The 20,825-nt window shown below is 71.2% G+C and carries 20 protein-coding genes and 1 pseudogene; 9 read left to right on the top strand and 12 right to left on the bottom strand.

Annotated elements, in window-relative coordinates; all coding sequences use genetic code 11:
• Positions 1-116: 116 nt before the first annotated feature.
• From ACZ7MX_RS14365 to ACZ7MX_RS14345, 5 genes are all read right to left on the bottom strand, one after another.
• A complete protein-coding gene (locus tag ACZ7MX_RS14365; RefSeq protein ID WP_472131952.1) occupies positions 117-812 on the bottom strand; it encodes a demethylmenaquinone methyltransferase in 696 nt (231 codons plus the stop codon).
• A 533-nt stretch (positions 813-1,345) separates the two neighbouring features.
• On the bottom strand, positions 1,346-1,876 hold the full coding sequence (locus ACZ7MX_RS14360) for an imidazolonepropionase-like domain-containing protein (RefSeq protein ID WP_472132520.1): 531 nt from the start codon (positions 1,874-1,876) through the stop codon (positions 1,346-1,348).
• A gap of 183 nt (positions 1,877-2,059) precedes the next feature.
• Positions 2,060-3,259: a cyclic dehypoxanthinyl futalosine synthase gene (gene mqnC / locus ACZ7MX_RS14355; RefSeq protein ID WP_472131950.1), complete on the bottom strand. Its 1,200-nt coding sequence runs from the start codon at positions 3,257-3,259 to the stop codon at positions 2,060-2,062.
• Between the two features lie 280 nt (positions 3,260-3,539).
• Entirely contained in the window at positions 3,540-5,435 is a 1,896-nt protein-coding gene (locus ACZ7MX_RS14350; RefSeq protein ID WP_472131948.1) for a serine/threonine-protein kinase, read from the bottom strand.
• Between the two features lie 307 nt (positions 5,436-5,742).
• Positions 5,743-6,645, bottom strand: coding sequence for a menaquinone biosynthetic enzyme MqnA/MqnD family protein (locus ACZ7MX_RS14345; RefSeq protein WP_472131946.1), 903 nt, complete (start codon positions 6,643-6,645; stop codon positions 5,743-5,745).
• Between the two features lie 249 nt (positions 6,646-6,894).
• Between ACZ7MX_RS14345 and ACZ7MX_RS14340 the strand changes: the two genes are divergently transcribed.
• The 4 genes from ACZ7MX_RS14340 to ACZ7MX_RS14325 all read left to right on the top strand — a co-directional run bounded on the left by ACZ7MX_RS14340 (position 6,895) and on the right by ACZ7MX_RS14325 (position 11,020).
• Positions 6,895-7,098, top strand: coding sequence for a cold-shock protein (locus ACZ7MX_RS14340; RefSeq protein ID WP_003984261.1), 204 nt, complete (start codon positions 6,895-6,897; stop codon positions 7,096-7,098).
• Between the two features lie 511 nt (positions 7,099-7,609).
• The gene (locus ACZ7MX_RS14335; RefSeq protein ID WP_158745259.1) at positions 7,610-7,747 is read left to right on the top strand and encodes a hypothetical protein; all 138 of its coding nucleotides are present in this window, start codon (positions 7,610-7,612) and stop codon (positions 7,745-7,747) included.
• 19 nt (positions 7,748-7,766) lie between these two features.
• Entirely contained in the window at positions 7,767-8,093 is a 327-nt protein-coding gene (locus ACZ7MX_RS14330) for a hypothetical protein (protein WP_472131944.1), read from the top strand.
• A gap of 221 nt (positions 8,094-8,314) precedes the next feature.
• The gene (locus tag ACZ7MX_RS14325; RefSeq protein WP_472131942.1) at positions 8,315-11,020 is read left to right on the top strand and encodes a tetratricopeptide repeat protein; all 2,706 of its coding nucleotides are present in this window, start codon (positions 8,315-8,317) and stop codon (positions 11,018-11,020) included.
• On the opposite strand, the gene ACZ7MX_RS14320 is transcribed toward ACZ7MX_RS14325, so the two are convergent.
• From ACZ7MX_RS14320 to ACZ7MX_RS14310, 3 genes and pseudogenes are all read right to left on the bottom strand, one after another.
• A complete protein-coding gene (locus ACZ7MX_RS14320) occupies positions 10,983-11,270 on the bottom strand; it encodes a DUF397 domain-containing protein (protein ID WP_472132518.1) in 288 nt (95 codons plus the stop codon). The two genes, ACZ7MX_RS14325 and ACZ7MX_RS14320, sit on opposite strands and share 38 nt — an antisense overlap.
• Positions 11,271-11,282: 12 nt before the next feature.
• Positions 11,283-11,447: pseudogene (locus ACZ7MX_RS14315) on the bottom strand (DUF397 domain-containing protein); the annotation flags it as partial.
• Complete coding sequence (locus ACZ7MX_RS14310; protein WP_472131940.1) at positions 11,428-12,279, bottom strand: helix-turn-helix domain-containing protein; 852 nt, start codon at positions 12,277-12,279, stop codon at positions 11,428-11,430. The gene ACZ7MX_RS14310 and the pseudogene ACZ7MX_RS14315, both read right to left, overlap by 20 nt.
• A 121-nt stretch (positions 12,280-12,400) precedes the next feature.
• Between ACZ7MX_RS14310 and ACZ7MX_RS14305 the strand changes: the two genes are divergently transcribed.
• Together ACZ7MX_RS14305 and ACZ7MX_RS14300 are read left to right on the top strand one after the other, a co-directional pair.
• On the top strand, positions 12,401-12,610 hold the full coding sequence (locus ACZ7MX_RS14305) for a hypothetical protein (RefSeq protein ID WP_472131939.1): 210 nt from the start codon (positions 12,401-12,403) through the stop codon (positions 12,608-12,610).
• Positions 12,607-13,020, top strand: a complete 414-nt coding sequence (locus ACZ7MX_RS14300) for an ATP-binding protein (protein ID WP_472131937.1) — start codon at positions 12,607-12,609, stop codon at positions 13,018-13,020. The genes ACZ7MX_RS14305 and ACZ7MX_RS14300 overlap by 4 nt, the downstream gene beginning before the upstream one ends.
• 125 nt (positions 13,021-13,145) lie before the next feature.
• Here ACZ7MX_RS14300 and ACZ7MX_RS14295 read toward each other — a convergent pair whose 3' ends face one another.
• Positions 13,146-15,113, bottom strand: coding sequence for an AMP-dependent synthetase/ligase (locus ACZ7MX_RS14295; protein ID WP_472131935.1), 1,968 nt, complete (start codon positions 15,111-15,113; stop codon positions 13,146-13,148).
• Between the two features lie 307 nt (positions 15,114-15,420).
• The gene (locus ACZ7MX_RS14290) at positions 15,421-16,110 is read right to left on the bottom strand and encodes a TetR/AcrR family transcriptional regulator (protein ID WP_472131933.1); all 690 of its coding nucleotides are present in this window, start codon (positions 16,108-16,110) and stop codon (positions 15,421-15,423) included.
• A 292-nt stretch (positions 16,111-16,402) separates the two neighbouring features.
• Here ACZ7MX_RS14290 and ACZ7MX_RS14285 point away from each other — a divergent pair, with 292 nt between their 5' ends.
• The gene (locus ACZ7MX_RS14285; protein WP_472132516.1) at positions 16,403-17,284 is read left to right on the top strand and encodes an alpha/beta fold hydrolase; all 882 of its coding nucleotides are present in this window, start codon (positions 16,403-16,405) and stop codon (positions 17,282-17,284) included.
• Between the two features lie 101 nt (positions 17,285-17,385).
• Here the strand turns inward: ACZ7MX_RS14285 and ACZ7MX_RS14280 are convergent, their stop codons facing one another.
• A complete protein-coding gene (locus ACZ7MX_RS14280) occupies positions 17,386-17,847 on the bottom strand; it encodes a TIGR03618 family F420-dependent PPOX class oxidoreductase (RefSeq protein ID WP_472131931.1) in 462 nt (153 codons plus the stop codon).
• Positions 17,848-17,903: 56 nt separating this feature from the next.
• Positions 17,904-19,343, bottom strand: a complete 1,440-nt coding sequence (locus tag ACZ7MX_RS14275; RefSeq protein WP_472132514.1) for an MFS transporter — start codon at positions 19,341-19,343, stop codon at positions 17,904-17,906.
• 244 nt (positions 19,344-19,587) lie between these two features.
• Between ACZ7MX_RS14275 and ACZ7MX_RS14270 the strand changes: the two genes are divergently transcribed.
• Together ACZ7MX_RS14270 and ACZ7MX_RS14265 are read left to right on the top strand one after the other, a co-directional pair.
• A complete protein-coding gene (locus ACZ7MX_RS14270; protein WP_472131929.1) occupies positions 19,588-20,082 on the top strand; it encodes a MarR family winged helix-turn-helix transcriptional regulator in 495 nt (164 codons plus the stop codon).
• A 114-nt stretch (positions 20,083-20,196) separates the two neighbouring features.
• A complete protein-coding gene (locus ACZ7MX_RS14265; RefSeq protein WP_472131927.1) occupies positions 20,197-20,679 on the top strand; it encodes a hypothetical protein in 483 nt (160 codons plus the stop codon).
• Positions 20,680-20,825: the final 146 nt, after the last annotated feature.

Below are 20,825 nucleotides of genomic sequence, written 5' to 3'. Positions count from 1 at the left end.
CAGGCTCGACGCCCCCACTGGCTCAACGCCCAAGCCGGCCCAACACCCAGGCTGACTCGACGCGCCTACGCCGGCTTGGCTGCCTACGCCGACTCGACACCCAGGCTGACTCACGCCTACGCCGGCTTGGTGCCCCGGTGCATCGCCACGATCCCGCCGGTCAGGTTCCGCCACGCCACCTTCGTCCACCCCGCACCCTGCAGCCGCGCGGCGAGCTCGGGCTGGTTGGGCCAGGTGCGGATGGACTCGGCCAGGTAGACGTACGCGTCCGGGTTGCTGCTGACCGCCCGCGCAACCGGCGGCAGCGCCCGCATCAGGTACTCGGTGTACACGGTCCGGAACGGCGCCCAGGTCGGCTCGCTGAACTCACAGATGACGACCCGCCCACCGGGCTTGGTGACCCGGTACAGCTCCGTCAGCGCCGCGTCGGTGTCCTGGATGTTGCGCAGCCCGAAGGAGATGGTGACCGCGTCGAACACCCCGTCCGCGAACGGCAGCCGAGTGCCGTCCCCCGCGGTGAACGGCAACCACGGGTGCCGCTTCTTGCCCTCGGTCAGCATGCCCACGGAGAAGTCGCACGGCACGACGAACGCACCGGTCCGGGCGAACGGCAGCGAGGAGGTGCCGGTCCCGGCCGCGAGGTCGAGCACCCGCTCGGCCGGCCGCGCGGCGACCGCGCGTTCCACTTCCTTGCGCCACAGCCGCGCCTGCCCCAGGGAAAGCACGTCGTTGGTGAGGTCGTACCGCGCCGCCACGTCGTCGAACATCGCGGCGACTTCGTGCGGCTGCTTGTCCAGGGATGCTCGGGTCACCCGGCCATTCTCCACCGTCCCCCACCCACGCCCCGCCCGGGGCACGCCCCTGGCCCCCGGAAGGCCCCACCCACCGGCCGCCCCTCCCCCAGCCCCTCGCCGGGGGCGGTGTTCTCCGGCGAGGGGCTGGAGGTGAGTTCTCCGGCGCGGAGGTCTCCGGCGGGAGGTTGCGGTCTCCGGCGGAAGTTGAAGTCTCCGGCGGGGGCCTCCGGCGGGAAGTTGAGGTCTCCGGCTGGCCCTCGGCGCCCCCTCCAGCCGCTAAAGCTCGTGGGGACCGCGGGGTCTCGTCCAGCCGCTAAAGCTCGTTGGCGCCCCGGCGTCTTGTCCGGCCGTGGGGGCTCGTTGGGGCCGCGGTGGGCTGCGCGGTTGGCTGGGTTGGTTGCGTTGATTGGGTTGAGTGGTGGGCCGGGGTGCCTGGGGCCTGGGTGCCTTGCCGCCTGCTTCCTTCCTTGTTCAGGCAACGATTACGGAGAGTTATTTGTTCCCCGTATCGTGACACAGAGTGAGGAGAGTTGGCTAGTGGCGAGAGTTGGCTAGTGGCGGCGGTGGAGTAGACGGCCGGCGAGGACGGTGGCCACGGCGGTGCCGTCGGGGGCGAAGATGGCGAAGGTGGCGGGGCCGCCGACGTGGAGGGTTCGGGGGCGGGGGGTGGGGAGTTCTTCGAGGCCGGAGCGTTGCACGGCGGTGCGGACCGCGGGGCGGGTGAAGGGGCCGGTCAGGGCCGTTGTGCCGGTGGCCAGGAGGCGTTGCAGGCCACGGCGGGCGCTGGCGCCCCAGCGGGCCTCGGTCATGGGGAGAGCCGCGAGGGCCTCACCCGTGAGGGGTTCGGTGCCGAGTTCGTCGGCCTCGCGCGGGTCCGGGTGGTAGGCCGCCTCAAGTAGGGCGGCGCCGTGGGGTTCGTAGCGGCCGGGGGTGAGGGTGCCGTTCCAATCGCGGAGGCGGGCGCGGTCGCCGTAGGTCGCGGAGAGTTCGTCGTACGGGCCGATGGCGGCGATGCGGGATCCGTCGACGACCACACCGCTGTCACCGAGGAGCACGCTGACGTCGCCGGCGACATCAACTATCCCACCATCAACTACCGCACCACTGCCGCCAACCGCCGCGCCGCTGACATCGACAACCCCACCACTACCGCCAACCGCCGCGCAGCTGGCGTCGGTCGGCATGCCGCTGTTGCCGAACGTCGCGTCGCCGGTGTCGGTGAAGTGGACACCTCGCCGGGCCCGGTGAAGTGTCAGCATGGGGTCCTACTTGGCTTCGATGAGCTTCAGTTCGGGGTGGGCGGTGCCGCCCTCGATGGCCGTCGAGGAGAGGTGGGAGACGACGCGTTCGTCGATCGGGTCGTTGTCGGGGTCGTCGTGGACGAGCAGGTGCTCGTAGGTCGTCGCGCGCTGCGCCGGGACCCGGCCCGCCTTGCGGATCAGGTCGATGATCTCCATGCGGTTGGAGCGGTGCTTCGCGCCGGCCGAGGAGACGACGTTCTCCTCCAGCATGATGGAGCCCAGGTCGTCCGCGCCGTAGTGGAGCGACAGCTGGCCGATCTCCTTGCCGGTGGTCAGCCAGGAGCCCTGGATGTGGGCGACGTTGTCGAAGAAGATCCGGGCGAGCGCGATCATCCGCAGGTACTCGAAGATCGTGGCCTGCGTCTGGCCCTTCAGGTGGTTGTTCTCGGGCTGGTAGGTGTACGGGATGAAGGCGCGGAAGCCGCCCGTACGGTCCTGGACGTCGCGGATCATCCGGAGGTGCTCGATCCGCTCGGCGTTGGTCTCGCCGGTGCCCATGAGCATCGTGGAGGTCGATTCGACGCCCAGGTTGTGGGCCGCCTCCATGATTTCCAGCCAGCGCTCGCCGGATTCCTTCAGGGGCGCGATGGCCTTACGGGGGCGGGCGGGGAGCAGTTCGGCACCGGCGCCGGCGAAGGAGTCGAGGCCGGCGGCGTGGATCCGCTGGATCGCCTCCTCGATCGACACCCCGGAAATACGGGCCATGTGCTCGACCTCGGAGGCGCCGAGGGAGTGGATGACCAGCTGCGGGAATTCCTTCTTGATGGCCGAGAAGTGCTTCTCGTAGTACTCGACGCCGTAGTCGGGGTGGTGGCCGCCCTGGAACATGATCTGGGTGCCGCCCAGCTCCACGGTCTCCGCGCAGCGCCGCAGGATGTCGTCCAGGTCCCGCGTCCACCCCTTGGCGGTGTCCTTGGGCGCGGCATAGAAGGCGCAGAACTTGCAGGCCGTCACGCACACGTTGGTGTAGTTGATGTTGCGTTCGATGATGTACGTCGCGATGTGCTCGGTGCCGGCGTAGCGGCGGCGGCGCACGGCGTCGGCGGCCCGGCCCAGCGCGTGCAGCGGCGCGGAGCGGTACAGGTCGAGCGCTTCCTCCGGCGTGATGCGACCGCCCTGCGCGGCGCGGTCGAGTACGGACTGGAGGTCGGCGTTCTCGGTCACCGGGGCTTCCCTTTCGCAGGCGGGCATCACGACGGACCCAGCGTACGTCAGCCCACCGACAGGCCCTTGGCAGCCCCTTGGCTGTCCCTGGCTGCCCCCTGACGACTGGCCTGGTCAACGAGCTGGCCTCTCAGGCCACCGAGCCGGCCACTCAGGCCACCGAGCTGGCCGCCGGCCTGGCCGCGGGCCTGACCACGCGGCGGCCCGGTGGCCTCGCCCCTCGCTTCTTCTCTTCGTCAGTGGTCAGTGGTCGGTGGTCAGTGGTGGCCGCACCCCCCGCTCACTTCTTCGTCAGTGTCGCCTTCGGTGTGCCGCCCCCCGGGTCGTCCGAGGTGAACGCGATCGTGGTGCCGTCCTTGGTGAGCGTGTACGTCACCCGGGATTTGTTGCCGGTGCAGCCGGGCCCCTGTTTGCCGTCGGGGCGCTCCAGGAGGGTCAGGCGCTGGTCGGTCGCGGATTCCAGCTTCGCCTTGGCCTCGCAGCGCACCAGGACCGCGTCGTAGGTGGTGTGGATGACGTAGTCGCCTTTGCCGCCGGCGGTGATGGTGCTGGTCATGGTGCCGTTGGGGATGCCGTGCGACGTGGTGATGCTGCCCGTCCAGGTGCCGAGGAACGGCTTGGTGACGGCGAGCGGGCCTTCGTAGCCACCGGGGTCGGTGGGGCGGCCGGACGGGGTGTGGCCGGTCGCCGGCGGCTTGGCACCGGCCTGGTTGCCGGCGGCGTCACCGCCCGTCCTGGGCAGCAGGGTGAAGACGAAGGCCGCGGTCGTCGCGGCGGCCACCGCACCGGCCACCGAGAGGACGAGCGTGCAGCTCACGCGGCGCGGACGGTCCGGGCCCTTGCCGCCGATCGCCCCGCCGACCGCCCCGGTCAGCGAGACCCTCCGCTCCTTCGGAACGGGCTGTGCCACGGGCTGCCCCGGGACGAGACCACCCACGCCACCGCCCGCGCCACTGCCCGTTCCACCGCCCCCGCTGTGGCCCGCGCCACCGCCCGTTCCGCCGCCCGTTCCACGGCCCATGCCGCCGCCCGTTCCGCCGCTCGTACCGTGGCCCGTGTCGGTCGGTAGGCCGGCGAGGTCGGGGGCGGTCGGGAGGTGGGTCCCGCCGGGGTGGCCGGCGCCCGGCCCCTGCGCCGGCAGGTCGAACGGCACCAGCCCGGACCCGGCTTCCCCAGCTCCGGCCTGCCCCGATGCGGCCTCCCCGGACACGGCCGCCCCCGCCCCGACCGTCCTGGCCCCATCGGGGCCATCGGGCCCCGCGTCAGAGTTCAGGTCGAGGTTCAGCAGTTCCACGGCCCGGCGGCTGACCTGTTCGACCAGGGGGCCGGGCAGCCAGCCGGCTCGTACGAGGTCGGCCGTGCCGCCGCTGCCCTCGCCCGTGAGGCGGGCCGCGAGGTCGGCCGGGGCGGGGCGGCCCGCCGGGTTCTTGGAGAGGCAGCGGGTGACCAACTCCCTCAGCTCCCCGTCCAGTTGGCGGCCGAGGTCGGGCTCCTCGTGGACGACCTTGTAGAGCAGGGCGGCCGAGGAGTCGCCGGGGAAGGGGCTGGCGCCGGTTGCCGCGTACGCGAGGACCGCGCCCAGCGAGAAGACGTCGGCGGCGCCCGCTGCGTCCTTCCCGAGGATCTGTTCCGGCGCCATGTAGCCGGGTGATCCCACCGAGACCCCGGTGGTGGTGAGGGATGCGGTGCCCTCCGTGGCCCGCGCGATGCCGAAGTCGATCAGTACCGGGCCGTCCAGCGTCAGCAGCACGTTGGACGGTTTGACGTCCCGGTGGACGAGGCCGAGCGCGTGGACGGCGGCCAGGGCCTCGGCCAGTCCGGCGCCCAGCACCCGTACGGAGCGTTCGGCCAGCGGCCCGTACTCGGTGACGGCCTGGGTGAGCGACGGGCCGGCGACGTAGCCGGTGGCGACCCAGGGGACGGCGGCGTCGGGGTCGGCGTCCAGTACGGGCGCGGTCCAGGCGCCGCCGACCCGCCGCGCCGACTCGATCTCCCGCCGGAAGCGGGCCCGGAACTGGTCGTCGACGGCGAAGTGGGCGTGCACGACCTTCACGGCGACCGTGCGCCCGCCGGCGCTGCGGCCCAGATAGACCCGCCCCATGCCGCCCGCGCCGAGCCGGCCGAGCAGCCGGTACCCGCCCAGTACCCGCGGATCGTCCCCTGACAGCGGCTCCATGGCCCCGCCTCCCCCTCGATACGGCGGCCCCAGCTTAGGACCCGGGACGGCCGGTCGGTGGGGCACGGAGCACGGGGAGCGCAGGCACCGGGGCGCGGGCACCGGGGCGCCGGCACCGGAGCGCGAGCCTCGGATCAGCGGGCACCGAGGCGGAGCCGCAGCTCAGCGGGCACCGGGACGGGAGCCGCAGATCAGCGAGCACCGAGACGGCAGCCGCGGACCAGCGGACACCGGAACGCGGGCCGCGGACCAGCGGGCACCAAGGCGGGAGCCCCGGCGCAGCGGGCACCGAGGCGGAAGCCTCGGATCAGCGGTTGCCCGCCGCTCCCAGCAGGTCCACCTTCACGTCCGCCGGGAATCCGGTCGTCGGGCCGACCCGGCGGGCGAATTCCTTGACGCCGCGCAGCTGGTCGGGGCCGAAGCGGAAGTCCAGGGTGGTGAAGTAGCGCTCCAGTACGGGCTCGTCGAAGGTCTCCCAGCGGGCGGCCTGTTCGGCGACCTTGCCGACCTCCTCCAGGGACAGGTCGCGGGAGGCGAGGAACGCCTCGTGCACCTTCTGCACGACGAGCGGTTCGCGCTCCAGGTAGGCGCGCCGCGTCGCCCATACGGCGAAGACGAACGGCAGGCCCGTCCAGTCCTTCCACATCTGGCCGAGGTCGTGGACCTCCAGGCCGAGCCGCGGGCCGTCGTGCAGGTTGGCGCGCAGTGCGGCGTCGCCGATCAGTACGGCGGCGTCGGCCTCCTGCATCATCAGGCCGAGGTCCGGCGGGCAGGTGTAGTAGTCGGGCCGTACGCCGATCTTCTCGGCGAGCAGCAGCTGCGCGAGGCGTACGGACGTCCGCGAGGTGGAGCCGAGGGCGATGCGGGCGCCGTCCAGCTGCTCCAGGGGCTTCTGCGTGACGATCACGCAGGACATCACCGGGCCGTCGCAGCCGACCGCGAGGTCGGGGAAGGCGACGAGGTCGTCGGCGGCGCGGAGGAATTCGACGAGGGTGACGGGGGCGATGTCGAGGTCGCCGCGGATCAGCTGCTCGCTGAGCTTCTCCGGCGTGTCCTTGCTGAGGTCCAGATCGAGGAGGGTGCCGGTGCGGGCGAGGCCCCAGTAGAGGGGCAGGCAGTTCAGGAACTGGATGTGGCCCACCCGCGGCCGGCTGCGACGGTGGTCGGCGTCGGCTCCTGCGGGTGCGTCTTCGAAGGTTGAATTGTCCACATGCGGAGGCTAGACCCGGTGGTTGTGGACCGGGGCGTCGGGGGCGGCGTATGGACGTTAGTGCTGACGGTTAAACGTGATCTTTGGCTCTTCCGCCTCACGAGTCCACCATGCTACGCTCAGCGCAAGTTGCAGTTTGGTTTCCCTTGCAGTACAGAGCCTGCGGAGCATGTGACCCGCGGGCTCTTGTAGTTTCAGACTTCTTTGCAGGTTCTGGAGCAGGGCAACCCTTTGGCCCAAGGAGGGCTTATGGCTACCGGAACCGTCAAGTGGTTCAACGCTGAAAAGGGCTTCGGCTTCATCGCCCAGGACGGCGGCGGCCCGGATGTCTTCGTCCACTACTCGGCGATCAACGCCTCTGGTTTCCGCTCCCTGGAGGAGAACCAGCAGGTGAACTTCGACGTCACGCAGGGCCCGAAGGGTCCGCAGGCGGAGAACGTTACGCCGGTCTAAGTTGCCCGGCCCGGAATTCTTCCAGGTCGCTTCAACGTAGTACCCAAGGAGCCCTGCTCCGCCACTCCGGTGGCGAAGCGGGGCTCCTGCCTTATGCACCACGCTTTTTCCTTACATTGCGCGCCGGGGTTCATGGCGCATACATGTCACCTCGGAATGCCGCCGCGCCCTTGAGTCTCGCCGCGCCCTTGAATGTCGGCGCGCGCCCGAATGTCGCCGCACGCCTCAATGCCCACGCACGCCCCAATGCCGCCGCGCCCCTGAATACGGCCGACCGCGCGTCCGAATGCGGTCGCCTGTGGCGCCTTTACCACAGTCGCCTCATGGCATGTTGATGAACTTTTCCCGGCGCGGGCATTACGCCTGGTGGCCCTGGCGCACCAGGCGGCGCGGCCCCTGGCGTGCCATCCGAGGGCAGCCGGGCGCGACAAACAAATGTGCGATAAATGCACGCCAAAGTGATCACGGAAAGTGGTCACATGACAACATGACGCGCCCTACCGTGGGCAGAATGAGCGAGCAGTTGCCCCCGCAGAAGCCCTGCCCCGACTGCTGCGGCAGAGGAACCGTGGACTGGGAAACACCGGCCGGCGACAAGGTCACCACGCAGTGCTCCGGATGCGGCGGCACCGGCACCGTCCTTGCATAGAGGAGACGAAGGCGACGTCATGCCAGCAGGATCATCAGCGGCCTTCGGCAGGAACGGGAAGCCGGTCGGACTGGACGCGCAGTACGTCGGCAGGCTGCCGTGCTGCCACTGCGGCATACGGTCGATGAAGCTGCCCGGGCGTCAGGGCGGGGTGTGCATCCCGTGTTACGCCGACGAGTGCGCCGCGGCCGGCCGGCGGGCGGCGACGGCCGGGGGCTGGGTCACCGCGAGTTTCGTGGGGGATCCGTGTCTGGCGTGCGGTTCGCGGGCCGTGGACGCGAACGGCTGGGCGTTCTGGTGCAACTCCTGCGAGATGCAGACGGCGGTGGCACTGCCGCCGCAGTGACCGGCCGTCGGCCGGCCGGCAGGCCCCGCTCGGGCGTCCCGCCCGGGACCCATTTGGTTGCCCTGTCTACCACCCGCTCCGCGGGTAGCGTGGGCCGTAAGGCATGACCTGAGCCTGACACGGACACCTGACACGGATGCCCTGCCACGGACGCCCGCCACGCGCGCAGACGTCCACGTCGCGCAGGCTCTTCGCACCCTCACGAGCCGTTGGCCGCCGCCATGTTCAACAGCCGAGCAGATTCCGAACGCAGCCTCTCGGCGCCGCTTCCGGCGCCCCGGTATGTGGGCTGGTGGTGGTGGAGCGGCCTCGGCTTCGCGGGGCTGACGGCCGCCCTGTGGCAGGCGGGAGAGCACCGGACGGCGTGGGACGGCGGCGGCCTCATCGGCTTCCTGGGCCAGGTCTTCGGTGGCGTCGGCGCGGTCTTCAAGCCGACGAAGCCCGGTGGCGCCTCGATCGGCTCGCGACTGGCGTTCCTGCTGATCCTGCTGGTGCTGCTGTATTTCCTGTGGCGGGCGACGCGCGCATGGCTGGCGTACAAGCCCGGTGCGGTGGACGTCCAGCAACTGGAGGACGCCACTCCGGAGGGCACGCCGAAGCCGAGCGATGTGGACCTCACCGCCAGACTGCGCCGCCGTCTCTCCGACAGCAGCATGTACCCGCCGGCCACGCTCCCCGCGCAGGCCCCCGCCGAGTCCTTCCTGGAGCTGCTCGGCGACGTCGAGATCGACCCGGAGAAGCTGGGCACCGCGCTGCCGAAGCTGCTCGGCCGGCTGCGCCCCAAGCTGGCCTACCGCGTCAGCGGCGTCCTCCAGTACCACGAAGGCCGGCCGGACCCGTACGGCATGACGGTGACGGTCACCGCGTTCCTCTTCGGCGGCTCACGGGCGAAGGACGTCTGGGGCAGCGACTGGGACGACGTCATCCGCAAGGCCGGCAGCTGGACCATCAGCACGCTGCTGCCGGTCACCCGCGCGGGCCGGCTGCCGCCCTGGCGCCGCTGGTGGGGTCAGGAGATCAAAGCCGAGCTGTACGAGGCGTACCAGGAGGCGAACGCGCTGAGCCGCGCGGGCCGCCACCACGAGGCGCTGGAGCAGTACTTCACCGCCGTACGACTGGATCCGGTCAATCCCTACCTGCGGGCCGAACTGGCCGAGACGCAGGAGAAGATGGGGCTGCACATCGATGCGCTGGACACCTGCCAGCGGGCGCTCACCCTCGACGGGCAGAGCGTACGCGGATACCGCAAACGGCTGTGGCTGAGCCACTGGAATCCGCATCCGCGGCGGCTGCGCTATTTCCTGCACCCGCGCCTGTACCGGGAACTGATCGGACTCCGGTACCGCAATTCGATCATCCTGGGAACGGCCGAGACGACCGCCCGGCAATGGGTCGCGGGAGCGGGCGCCCACGGCTGGCAGACCTGCGAGAACCTGATTCCGCTGTTCGTGGACCGCTACTGGCCGGCGGCCCTCGGGGTGGCTCCGCGCATTCCGCTGCGCCGGAAACGGCGGAAGGAGCGCAAAGAGGCGGCCCAAGATTCGCTGGAAAAGACATTGCGGAGAACGAATCCGACGGAAATCCGGGTCGTGATGCAGCGCATCGCGCTGCAGGAGACGGCGCGCCTCGCCGCGGATGACGCCTGGGCCCGCATCTGGCTGTACTGGCCCGCCCGGCTGTGGAGTTGGCTCCGGTTCTTCTGGCCGGCCTCCTACTACCAGAGCGTGCGCGGGACGCCCTCGCCCGTCACGCGCGGCGCCTTCCACATCAATCGCAGGGTGTGGGCTCCCCTGCAACTGACCTGGGCGACCCACGCGTACGACGCCTCCATCGGGCAGGGCCCTCGGACCACGCCGCCGTACAAGTGGCGGTGGCCCTACACCTGGCGTCTCCCGGTCAGCCGGCTCGACTGGGCGCAGCTGAAGATCTGGTCCCTCCGTTGGCGGCTCGGCGCCTCGGCGCTTCTCTGGGTGCGTCGCGACTGGCACACGCACTACAACGCCGCCTGCGTGTATGCCGTGGCCCTGAACGCGACCCACTGGGCCGCGGCCGACCAGGGGGAACTTGTCGCGCGGGCCATCGCCCGCCTCGACCATGCGGTACAGGCCACCCGGGGCAAGGCCGCCACCGTCGAGCGGTCCTGGCTGGTCGAGGAGGACCCGGACCTGGCGCTGCTGCGGGACCCGAAGAGCCCGGGGAATGCGCTCTTCACCAACTTCGTACGGACGATGTACCCGAGTGCGGAGACGTTCGAGCAGAGCGCGCCCAGCAGCCGTACCGAAGTGCAATTGCGGGCATACGACTACCGGCTTCTCGAAGAGATCGCCAAGCTCATGCAGGAGGTCTGGAACCGGCGCTTCGAGCAGGGTGCCGTGGATATTCAGCGCGCGACGGAATGGCTCCGGGCCGAGCGCAGCATCTGGAAGTCGGTATGGGAAATCGCCGATCCGGGCAGCAGGCGCAGATGGCAGGACCGGGTGAGTTTCATCCGCTATCTGCAGGCGAACTGCCAGCCCGTGGCGGCGTCCACGCTGGGTTTCCCGCCGCCGCTGGTTCGGGAGGAAACGGCCACGCAGAACGGTCACCCCGATTCGCACACGGTCGAGGCACGGTTGACCACGCTCCAGCACGACCTGGAATTGCGACGGCTGCTCGCCCGCGCGAAAGGTGCTCTCGACCGCCCGTACGTCAACTGCCAGGCCGGCCAACGGGTGTTGCGGGAAGCCGCGGCCAATGGGGTGACCTGCCTGGACGCGAAGGTGGTCCAGCGACTGTCCACGGGCTACGCGGCGGCCTGGCAGACCCTCGACGACTGGCTGGCGGGCGAGGCCGACCACCGGGCGTTCCACCAGGCGGTGAAGGACGTACCCCAACTGACGCGCCGCCGCGTCACCGCGCTCCACGAGGGGAAAACGTTGCGGATTTGACCGCCGCGACGAACGCGGACCAGGCGTCCGCCTGGATGAGCAGGGCGGGGCCGTGGGGGTTCTTGGAGTCCCTGACCGGGACGAGGCCGCCGGTTGCGGTGTCGGCGACCTCGATGCAGTTGCCGCCGTCCCCGTTGCTGTGGCTCGACTTACGCCACTGAGCAGCACCAACGAACCCCTCCGCGACCTCGACGCAGTCTCCCCCGCTGCCGTTGCTGTAGCTGGACTTGCGCCACTGGGCGGCACCCACGAACCCTTCAGCCACTTCGACGCAGTCGCCTCCGGATACGTTGCTGTAGCTGCTCTTGCGCCAGCGGGCAGCGCCCACGAACCCCTCCGCTACTTCAATGCAGTTCCCCCCGGAACCGTTGCTGTAGCTGCTCTTCCTCCAGTGTGCTGTGCGCAAGTCAGGCTGTTTGATGGCCATTTCGGAGATCCTCAGCCGCATCCTCGATAAGGGCGAGGGACGCCTCAGGCGGCAGTGCGGCGGCCCTGAGCCGATCGTACGACCTGCGGTACTCCTTCACGAGGGCCGGATCGTCGATGGTGTCACCGGTGTGGAGCGACTCGGTGTAGACCAGGGGCGGGGCATCAGAGAACGCCATGATCATGGCCGTACCCAGCATGAACGGATGCGCCCCGCAGTTCCACGGCAGCACCTGTGGAGTAATGCGGCATCGGCGCGCCAACCCGGAGATGTGGTCGAGCTGTTCGGCCATCGCGTCCGCCGGGAGGATCGGCAGTCGGAGCAGCGATTCGTGCAGGATCACCCAGTACTCGGGCCTGACCGGGTCGTCGAAGAGCCTGGCTCGCGCCAGTCGGGCATTGACCTTGGCGTCCGTCTCCTCAATCGGCTCCACGGGATGCGTGGCCCGGATGACCGCCCGCGCGTACGCGCCGGTCTGCAACAGGCCAGGGATGAGGCTGGGGCACCATTCCTCGATGAGGTCCGCGTGCTTCTCGGCCTCCAGGACCTTCTCGAAGTACTCCGCGTGCCCTCTCCGCCGCGCCTTCCGCGCGTCTTCGCAGCGCCGCTCGAAGAACCCGTCCGTGTCCAGTACGCGATCGACGTGCCGGGCCAGATCCAGCGGCATCCGCCGCGTACCGCGTTCGATCTCGCTGAGGTAGCTCGCCCCGTAGAAGCTGCCGTCGACCGTTTCCTGGAGCGTGCGGCCCGCCGCCTCGCGCTTCCAGCGCAGTTCGGCGCCGTAGAAGGCGGGGACGCTCGCCGAGCCGTCAACGTCTTTGCGTGCGGGCATGGTTCACCGTTCCACGGTTCGCGCAGTGGGGTCCGAACCCCTTCCACGTTACGCCGGGTGACGTCAGGCTGTGAGGAGTTCGTCACCATACGTACAGACCGGCACAGGAAGGCGTACGCCCATGCCCAGCCACCTCCACGACGAGGTCCACGACTGCACCGAGCTGCTGCGGAGCGCGCTGCGGGACAACGACATCACGTTGCCGTCGCTCGGCGTCGATCTGCCGGGGTTCGCGGGCAGTTACGCGCTGCCGCTCGTGGCGCTCGGCAACTGCAACACCGAGACCGCCCGCCGGCTGGCCGAGGCGCTGCGGAAGGCGGCCGGGCGGTGAGAGCGCCGGGCGAACCACCGGGCGGGCCGTTCACGCGGGAGCTGCTCGCCGTACCGAAGGAGGTGCCGGGGCTGCGCCGGGCGGTGCGGGCGCATCTGGGCGGGCCGTGTGCGGACGTGCAGCTGTGCGTGAGCGAGATAGTGGGGAACGTGATCCGGCACCTGGGGGAGGGCACGCCGGTGACGGTGCACATCAGGGGCGCGGCCGGGGGCCGTACCCGGGTGGAGGTGACCGATCCCGATCCGTGGACGCTGCCGGTGCTGGTCCGGGCGGCGGAGGACGCGGAGGCCGGGCGCGGGATGGCGCTGCTGGACGCGGTCGCGGTGCGGTGGGGCGTACGGCAGGGGGTGGGCCGGAAGACCGTGTGGTGCGAGGTCGGCGGCGAGGCCGGCGGGAGCGCCACCACCTAGCCGGGCCCGACGGATCCGGGCAGCCCGACGATTCCGGGCAGCACTAAGGCCCCGTGCCACCTCCCCCACAGAGGTGACACGGGGTTCCAGTTTGACGCGCGGACGGCCCTGGCTCCAGAGGGGGGTCACGTCCTTTCGTAAAGGGCTTCTATGTCTTTGGCGAAATCTCGCGCCACGGCGGCCCGCCGCAGCTTCAGGGAGGGGGTGAGATGTCCGGTTCGGTCGCTGAATTCCACCGGGAGGACCGCGAAGCGGCGGATGGACTCGGCGCGGGAGACGAGCGCGTTGGCGTCGTCGACGGCGCGCTGGAGGTCGGCGAGGAGCAGCGGGTCCCGAACGAGGTCCTCCAGCGGGACGTCCGTCTTCTTGTGCCTCTGGCGCCAGTGGGCGAGGCCGTCCGGTTCGAGGGTGAGCAGGGCGGTGATGTAGGGGCGGTTGTCGCCGATGACCATGCACTGGCCTACGAGGGGGTGGGACCGGAGGCGGTCCTCCAGGGGGGCGGGGGCGACGTTCTTGCCGCCCGTGGTCACGATGATCTCCTTCTTGCGGCCGGTGATAGTGAGGTAGCCGTCCGCGTCGAGGGCGCCCAGGTCGCCGGTGGGCAGCCAGCCGTCGGCGTCGGTGGCGGGGCGGGCGGCGCCGAGGGCGGCGTCCCAGTAGCCGGCGAAGACGTGGCCGCCGTGGAGGAGGATCTCGCCGTCGTCGGCGATCCGGACGGCGGTGCCGGGGAGCGGCCAGCCGACGGTGCCGATGCGGGGGCGCAGGGGCGGGGTGACGGTGGCGGCGGCGGTGGTCTCGGTGAGGCCGTAGCCCTCGAAGATCTCGATGCCGGCGCCGGAGTAGAAGGCGGCGAGGCGGTGGCCGAGGGGGGAGCCGCCGCAGATCACGTGGCGGACCCGGCCGCCGAGGGCGGCGCGGATGCGGCGGTAGACGAGGGGGTCGTAGAGCTTGCGGGCGGCCTTGAGGGCGACGCCGGGGCCGGGGCCCTTCCCGCTCCGCTTCGCTCCGCCTCGGCTCTTTGACCGGCCTTCGGAAGCCGAGCGTTCCTCGGCTTCGACGGCTTCGCCGTAGGCGCGGGCGATGCGGGCGGCGCGGTCGAAGGAGGCGGCGCGGCCCATCTTCTCGGCGGTGGCGCGGCCGGTGTTGAAGACCTTTTCCAGGACGTAGGGGATGGCGAGGAGGAAGGTCGGGCGGAAGCCGGCGAGGTCGGTGAGGAGGTCGTCGGTCTGGATGCTGGGGGCGTGGCCGAGGCGGACCCGGGCGCGGAGGCAGCCGACCGCGACCATCCGGCCGAAGACGTGGGAGAGGGGGAGGAAGAGGAGGGTGGCGGCGGGCTCCTGGCTGACGGATCTGAAGACCGGGTGGAGGAGTTCGACGGCGTTGTCGACCTCGGCGAAGAAGTTGCCGTGGGTGAGGGCGCAGCCCTTGGGGCGGCCGGTGGTGCCGGAGGTGTAGATGAGGGTGGCGAGGGCGTGCGGGCCGGTGGCAGCGCGGCGGGCGTCGACGGCTTCGTCGGGGAGGTCGCGGCCGGCGGCGACGAGTTGGGCGACGGCGCCGGTGTTGAACTGCCAGAGGTGGTCGAGGGCGGGCAGCCGGCCGCGGATGCCGCTGATCAGGCGGGTTTCGTCGACGTCCTCGACGACGCAGGCGCGGGCCCCGGAGTCGTTCAGGATCCATTCCGCCTGGTGGGCGGAGGAGGTCGGGTAAAGGGGGACGGTGACCAGGCCGGCGGCCCAGGCGGCGAAGTCGAGGAGGGTCCACTCGTAGGTGGTGCGGGCCATGATGGCGAGCCGGTCGCCGGGATTCAGGCCGTGGGCGAGCAGGCCCTTGGCGACGGCGCGGACCTCGGCGGCGAATTCGGCGGCGGTGATGTCGCGCCAGGTGCCGCTGGGCTGTTTGCGGGCCAGGACGACGTCGGCGGGGGCCTCGGCGGCGTTGACGAAGGGGAGATCGCCGAGGGATCCGTGGGTCACGGGCGGGACGAGCGGGGGGACGAAGACCTCGCGGACGGTGCCGTCGGGCAGGGTCGCCTTGTGGGGTTCGACGAGGGTGGGGGCGGGGGCGTGGACAGGGGCACTTACCTGGTGGGACACGAGCGGCTCCTCGGTTCTCCGGTGGAGTGCTGTTCTCCTGCGGAGTGCTGTTCTCCTGTGGAGTGCGGCAGCGTGGTCGGAACCGCGCCGGCCGCCTGGTCTCACGCCCGCGCGGTCCAACTGCCGTGTGTCATCGCGGAGTTGGGCCCCGTATTCCGTCCCCTGACCCGGCAGTAACCTTACTGCGAAGTAAATTTACGCGAGGAGTCCGGGCCGGCCAATGCTCGTACAGCGGGATCTTTGGCCGCCGCGGGGCGGGACCAACAGCCGCGGGAGCAGAAGGGGCAGGGCCGGGGAGCGCTCGTCCCTAGGCATCGGCCGGGTCGGCCGAGCCGTGCGGCGCCCAGCGCTCCCCCGCCATCATCCGGCCCAGGCCGGCCCAGGCGAAGTTCATCATCGTGGCTGCGGCGTCCTTCGCCGTCGGATGCACGCATTCCCCCGAAGGTCCTTCGTCGGTACGGACGTTGGCCCATTCCGCGAGCGACTCGGCCGCGCCGACCAGGGCGTGCGCGAGCCCGGCCACCTCGCGTTCGGCCAGTTCGCCGGCGCAGCCCGCCTCCTTCGCGGCGACGCCGATCAGATCCGTGACGAAGGAGACGATCTCCGCGCGCATGGCGGCGACCTCGCGCGCGAACGGCTCGCCGTGCGTCCGGGCCTGCTGATGGAGCACGGCCCAGCCGTCCGGGTGCTCGGCGGTGTGCGCGAAGAAGCCGCGCAGACCGCTGCACAGCTGGCGGTCGGCCGCGGCCCGGGGTTCCACGGCGTCGGTCACGGCCGTCACCAGCGCCGCCGCCTCACGCCGGATGACCGCGCTGAAGAGTTCTTCCTTCGAGTTCAGATAGAGGTAGACCAGCGGTTTCGAGACCCCGGCCACTTCGGCGATCTCGTCCATCGACGCCGCTCGGTAGCCGCGCCGGGCGAAGGTCCGCACCGCGGCATCGAGCATCTGCTGCTCCCGGACGGCTCTCGGCACCCGCTTGCTCTTCACAGCTCCCACCCTGAACAACCCTCCGTCCCGCCCCTTTACCGCAGAGTAAGTTTACGATCTTCACCTTCCGCGCCCGGCTTTCCGACGGCTTCCCGCCATCCGATGGGCAGCGCTGACAGCACTTTTCCCTCCTCGTTTTCCTGGTGGCCGCACGGGAGTTGACGGCCGGACGCGGGTTGCCGGCGGCCGGTGAGTTGACAGCTTCCGGCGCGTGACGAGACGATACGTCTCGTTCCGTCACGATCCACTGGCCGGACCGAAGGGCTACCCCTTCACCCCGCTCTTCCTGGAGGACATCACCGTGCAGCAGTTCCTCGACGTCGCCCCCGGCATCCGCCTGTGGACCGAGCAGCGCGGCCCCGCCGACGCACCCCCGCTGCTGCTGGTCATGGGGGCCCAGGCGACCGGCGTCGGCTGGCCGGACGAACTGGTCGACGCGCTGGCCGCACACCACCGGGTGATCCGCTACGACCACCGCGACACCGGCCGCTCCACCTGGTGCTTCGACGACCGGCCGTACCGGATCGCCGATCTCGCGGACGACGTGATCGCCGTCCTGGACGGGCTGGGCATCGAGCGTGCGCATCTCGTCGGCATGTCATTGGGCGGCATGCTGGCCCAGATGGTGCTCGCCGACCACCCCGACCGATGGATCGGCGCCACTCTCATCGGCACCATGGCCCTCAGCACCACCCCCTACACCGCGCCGGACGGCTCCGTCGTCCCGGTCGGCGAACTCCCCGGCATCAGGCCCGAGGTCCTGGAGCTGTGGGCCCGCCCGGTCGAGGACCACGGCCCGGAGGCGGAGGTGGCACGGCGGCTCGAACACTGGCGGGTACTCGCCGGTGGTCAACTGCCGTTCGACGCCGACCACTACGAGGCTCTGGAGCGGCGGGTCATCGAGCACACCGGGCACTACCGGGTGGGCACCGCGCACGGGCGGGCGGACGACAGCGGGATGCTGCGTACGGAGGAGCTGGCGCGGAACGAGGTGCCCACACTGGTGATCGCGGCGCCCGCCGAGCCGGTGTTCCCGCCGCCGCATCCGCAGCACCTCGCGCAGTGCCTCGGCGGCGCGCACGTCGTCGAGATCCCGGGGATGGGGCACGCGCTGCCGCCGGCCGTACAGGGGCCGCTGGCGGAGGCGATCCTGGCGCACACGGGGGCCGTGCCGGCGGGCTGACGCCTGACCGGCGGGCGCTCGCTGCGCCCTGATCCGGTCGGCGCGTGCTTCCCGCGCCCTGATCCGTTCCGGGAAGACGCCTGGCCCCTAGGAGCCTTCGGTCACGCGGGGCTTTCGGTGACGTCCAGAGCCGTGCCGTAGAGGCGGGACACCTTGAGGCGGAGGACGACGCGCCGTTCGGTGACGGCCTCCGCCAGGAAGGCGTCCTCGTCCAGCGGGGCGCCGCCCGCGACCGCCATGGCGAGCAGTTCGCGGCCGACCGCGTCGCCGGGGACGGTGGTCGGGGACGAGACCTCGACCTGGCCCTCGGCGACCGCGTAGGCCCACACATCGCGGCTGACGTGCAGGGCGGCGTGCGGGTCGGCGCGCAGGTGGCGGGGCTTGAGGCGGTCCTGCGTGCTGGAGATCCGCACGATCCGCTCCGCCGGGTCCCAGCGGTACAGGACGGTGGCGAGGTGCGGGTGGCCGGTCTTGCGGACGCTGGCGAGCACGCCGAACTGCTGCTCCTGAAGGATGTCGTCGAGTTCGGTCTCGGTGAGGACGCGCGGGGCGGGGCCGGGCATGAGGTGCTCCGTTTCGGTGGGTGGGGGTTCGGGTGTGTCCGGTGTCGGGAGTCGGGTCAGGCGGACGGAACCGCGTCCGGCGCGGGCTGCCTACCGGGCTTCTGAGCGCCCATGAGCTCCTCCGCCGTGGTCACGTCCGGCACCACGGACACCTCCGGCACCCGGGGCCGCCGTAGCAGCACCGTGGCGGCCAGCAGTGCCAGGACGAGCAGTCCGGCGCCGGCGGCGAAGGCCACGTGGTAGCCGGCGGTGAGGGCTTCGGCGCGGGGGCTGCCCTGCCGGACGAGGGTGTCGGTGCGGCCGGCCGCCAGGGTGGACAGCGCCGCGACGCCGAGCGCCGAGCCGAGCTGCTGGGTGGTGTTGAACAGGCCCGAGGCCAGTCCGGCGTCCTGGCTGTCGACGCCGGACATGCCGAGTGCGGTGAGCGCGGGCAGGGCCAGGCCGAAGCCGGCCACGAGCAGCATCACGGGCAGCAGATCGGTGACGTAGGCGGCGTGCACGGGCAGCCGGGTGAGCAGGGCGAGGGCGCCGATCAGCGGGACGAGGGCGGTCCGCAGGACGGCGCTCTCCCCGTAGCGGGCGATCAGCCGGGCGGAGACGACCAGTGAGGTGGCGCCGATGGCCAGGGCGGCGGGGAGCATCGCCAGTCCGGTACGGGCGGCGTCGTAGCCAAGTACGCCCTGGAGGTAGAGCGCGACCAGCACCTGGAAGGCGAACAGGGCGGCGATCATGAGCAGTTGGACGAGGTTGGCGGTGACCACGGCGCGCGAGCGCAGCATGCGCAGCGGCAGCAGCGGGGTGCGGGCCCGGGCCTGGCGCAGGAAGAAGGCGACGACCAGCGCCGCACCGACGGACGCCGGAACCAGCGCCTGCGGCGAAGTCCAGCCGTACGTCGCGGTGTTGACGATGCCGTAGAGCGCCGCCATGAGACCTGCGGTGATCAGGAGCGCGCCCCAGGCGTCGGCCCCGGCCCGCAGGCCGAGCCCCCGGCCGGCGGGCAGTGCGGGGCGGGCCAGGGCGAGGACGGCGGCCCCGATGGGCAGGTTGATCAGGAAGATCCCGTGCCAGTCCAGTGCGTCGGTCAGCACGCCGCCGAGCACCTGGCCGATCGAGGCGCCGGCGGCACCGGTGAAGCTGAACACCGCGAGGGCGCGGGCCCGTTCGCGTCCCTCGGGGTAGAGGGCGGCGAGGATGCCGAGACCCACGGCCGCCGTCATGGCGCTGCCGACGCCCTGCAGGAAGCGGGCGGCGAGCAGCACGGCGGGCCCGGTGGCGAGGCCCGCCAGAAGCGAGGAGGCGGTGAAGACGGCGGTGCCGGCGACGAACATCCGCTTGCGCCCGAGGAGGTCGCCGAGCCGCCCGGCGAGGAGCAGCAGGCTGCCGAAGGCGACGAGATAGGCATTGACGACCCAGCTCAGGCCCTCGGGGCTGAACCCGAGGTCGTGCTGGATGGCCGGCATGGCCACGGTGACGATGGAGCCGTCCAGCACGATCATCAGCGTGCTGGCGGCGATGACGCCGAGGGCGAGGCCGCGGCGCGGTGAACGCGGCGGCACGGAACGGGAGATGGGCACGGAACGGGACGTGGGCACGGTGGCCCTCCTGTCGCAGTACGTACGAAAGGCGCGCCGGACGGCGTGAGCAGACGGGTGCCGGCCGGCGACGGAGACAGAGGGACCGTAACAGATAGTTCCGTTGCAGACTATATTTCTCGGATCGATCGTGGCTTACGCTGGAGCCATGACCGCCATGTCGCCGCCCCCGACCCGCACCCAGCCGGACCTCTCCTACCTGCTGGACCACACCGGACATGTGCTGCGCACCCAGATGGCGGCGGCGCTCGCCGAGATCGGCCTCACCGCCCGCATGCACTGCGTCCTGGTGCACGCGCTGGAGGAGGAACGCACCCAGATCCAGCTCGCCGAGATCGGCGACATGGACAAGACCACGATGGTGGTCACCGTCGACGCCCTGGAGAAGGCCGGACTCGCCGAGCGCCGCCCCTCCAGCACCGACCGGCGGGCCCGGATCATCGCCGTCACGGAGGAGGGCGCACGCACCGCCGAGCGCAGCCAGCGGATCGTGGACGCGGTGCACGAACGGGCCCTCGCGGCACTGCCGGACGAGGACCGGGAGACGTTCCTCCGCCTGCTGACCCACCTGGCCACCGGCCCCCTCGGCACCCCCGCCCCCGGCCCGGGCCCCACCGCCCGCCGGGTCCGCCAGCGCAGCTAGGCGTCTTCCGGCTCCCTGATCCGGCGGCCCGGACTCCCCCGTTCGGCCCGGCAGCGATGGTGGGTTTCCCACGGGGCGACCAGAGTGAGGGCTGATAACCCGTCCGTCAGGAGGATGCACGTGGGGGTCAGCGAGGCGGACCTGCTCACGGCCGGTGATGCCCGGTTGAGGGAGCTCTTCCGCGAGAGCCCGCCCGGTGACATCCCCACGGGGCCGCTGGAGGGCACGGGCATCGTCCGGTGGGGAGGCAGCGCGGTCGCCCGGCCGCTCGCCCGGTTGGTGCGCCTGGCCGTGTGGCGGGGCAAGGTCTTCGAGCCGGGCTATGTGAGCAACCGGCTGACCACGTTCGACATCCTCGCCGTCGTCGCCCAGGTCTACCGGGGGCCGAGCCTGCTGGACGACCGGGAGTGCATCGTCGTCGACTACTCGAAGATCTCCCTGGCGGCTCGCGGTATTCGCGACGAGATCCGCGAAGTCGGCCCGGGGCTGTATCTGGGCGTGGTGTGGCTGTTCGGGTACCGGGCCGGCTGGTTCTCGCTGCGCGTGCCGGAAGCCGGCGAACCCCGACCGGCCGGCACCGCGAAGAGAGCCGGATGAACCGTTCTGCACACCCACCCGGACAGCTGGGTCCTTGCGGGCATGGGCGGGGAAAAAGGTTGAAGCGATGATCATCGGGCTGCTAGGTTCCAGCCGTCCGTGACACCGCCCGAGGAGGTGAGACCCATGAATGCTGCATCGACGTG

This window comes from Streptomyces sp. NPDC107765 (assembly GCF_055657085.1).
Note: the sequence above shows the minus strand (reverse complement) of the source record. Positions and strands in the feature narration are given on the sequence as shown.

What these genes read in the sequence shown, in the direction of transcription:
- ACZ7MX_RS14310 (WP_472131940.1), bottom strand. Translation starts at nt 12,279, where the DNA reads ATGCCCGCACGCAAAGACGTTGACGGCTCGGCGAGCGTCCCCGCCTTC.
- ACZ7MX_RS14265 (WP_472131927.1), top strand. Translation starts at nt 20,197, where the DNA reads ATGCACGTGGGGGTCAGCGAGGCGGACCTGCTCACGGCCGGTGATGCC.
- ACZ7MX_RS14330 (WP_472131944.1), top strand. Translation starts at nt 7,767, where the DNA reads ATGCCAGCAGGATCATCAGCGGCCTTCGGCAGGAACGGGAAGCCGGTC.
- ACZ7MX_RS14275 (WP_472132514.1), bottom strand. Translation starts at nt 19,343, where the DNA reads ATGATCGTGCTGGACGGCTCCATCGTCACCGTGGCCATGCCGGCCATC.
- ACZ7MX_RS14270 (WP_472131929.1), top strand. Translation starts at nt 19,588, where the DNA reads ATGACCGCCATGTCGCCGCCCCCGACCCGCACCCAGCCGGACCTCTCC.
- ACZ7MX_RS14305 (WP_472131939.1), top strand. Translation starts at nt 12,401, where the DNA reads ATGCCCAGCCACCTCCACGACGAGGTCCACGACTGCACCGAGCTGCTG.
- ACZ7MX_RS14325 (WP_472131942.1), top strand. Translation starts at nt 8,315, where the DNA reads ATGTTCAACAGCCGAGCAGATTCCGAACGCAGCCTCTCGGCGCCGCTT.
- ACZ7MX_RS14350 (WP_472131948.1), bottom strand. Translation starts at nt 5,435, where the DNA reads ATGGAGCCGCTGTCAGGGGACGATCCGCGGGTACTGGGCGGGTACCGG.
- ACZ7MX_RS14340 (WP_003984261.1), top strand. Translation starts at nt 6,895, where the DNA reads ATGGCTACCGGAACCGTCAAGTGGTTCAACGCTGAAAAGGGCTTCGGC.
- ACZ7MX_RS14335 (WP_158745259.1), top strand. Translation starts at nt 7,610, where the DNA reads ATGAGCGAGCAGTTGCCCCCGCAGAAGCCCTGCCCCGACTGCTGCGGC.
- ACZ7MX_RS14280 (WP_472131931.1), bottom strand. Translation starts at nt 17,847, where the DNA reads ATGCCCGGCCCCGCCCCGCGCGTCCTCACCGAGACCGAACTCGACGAC.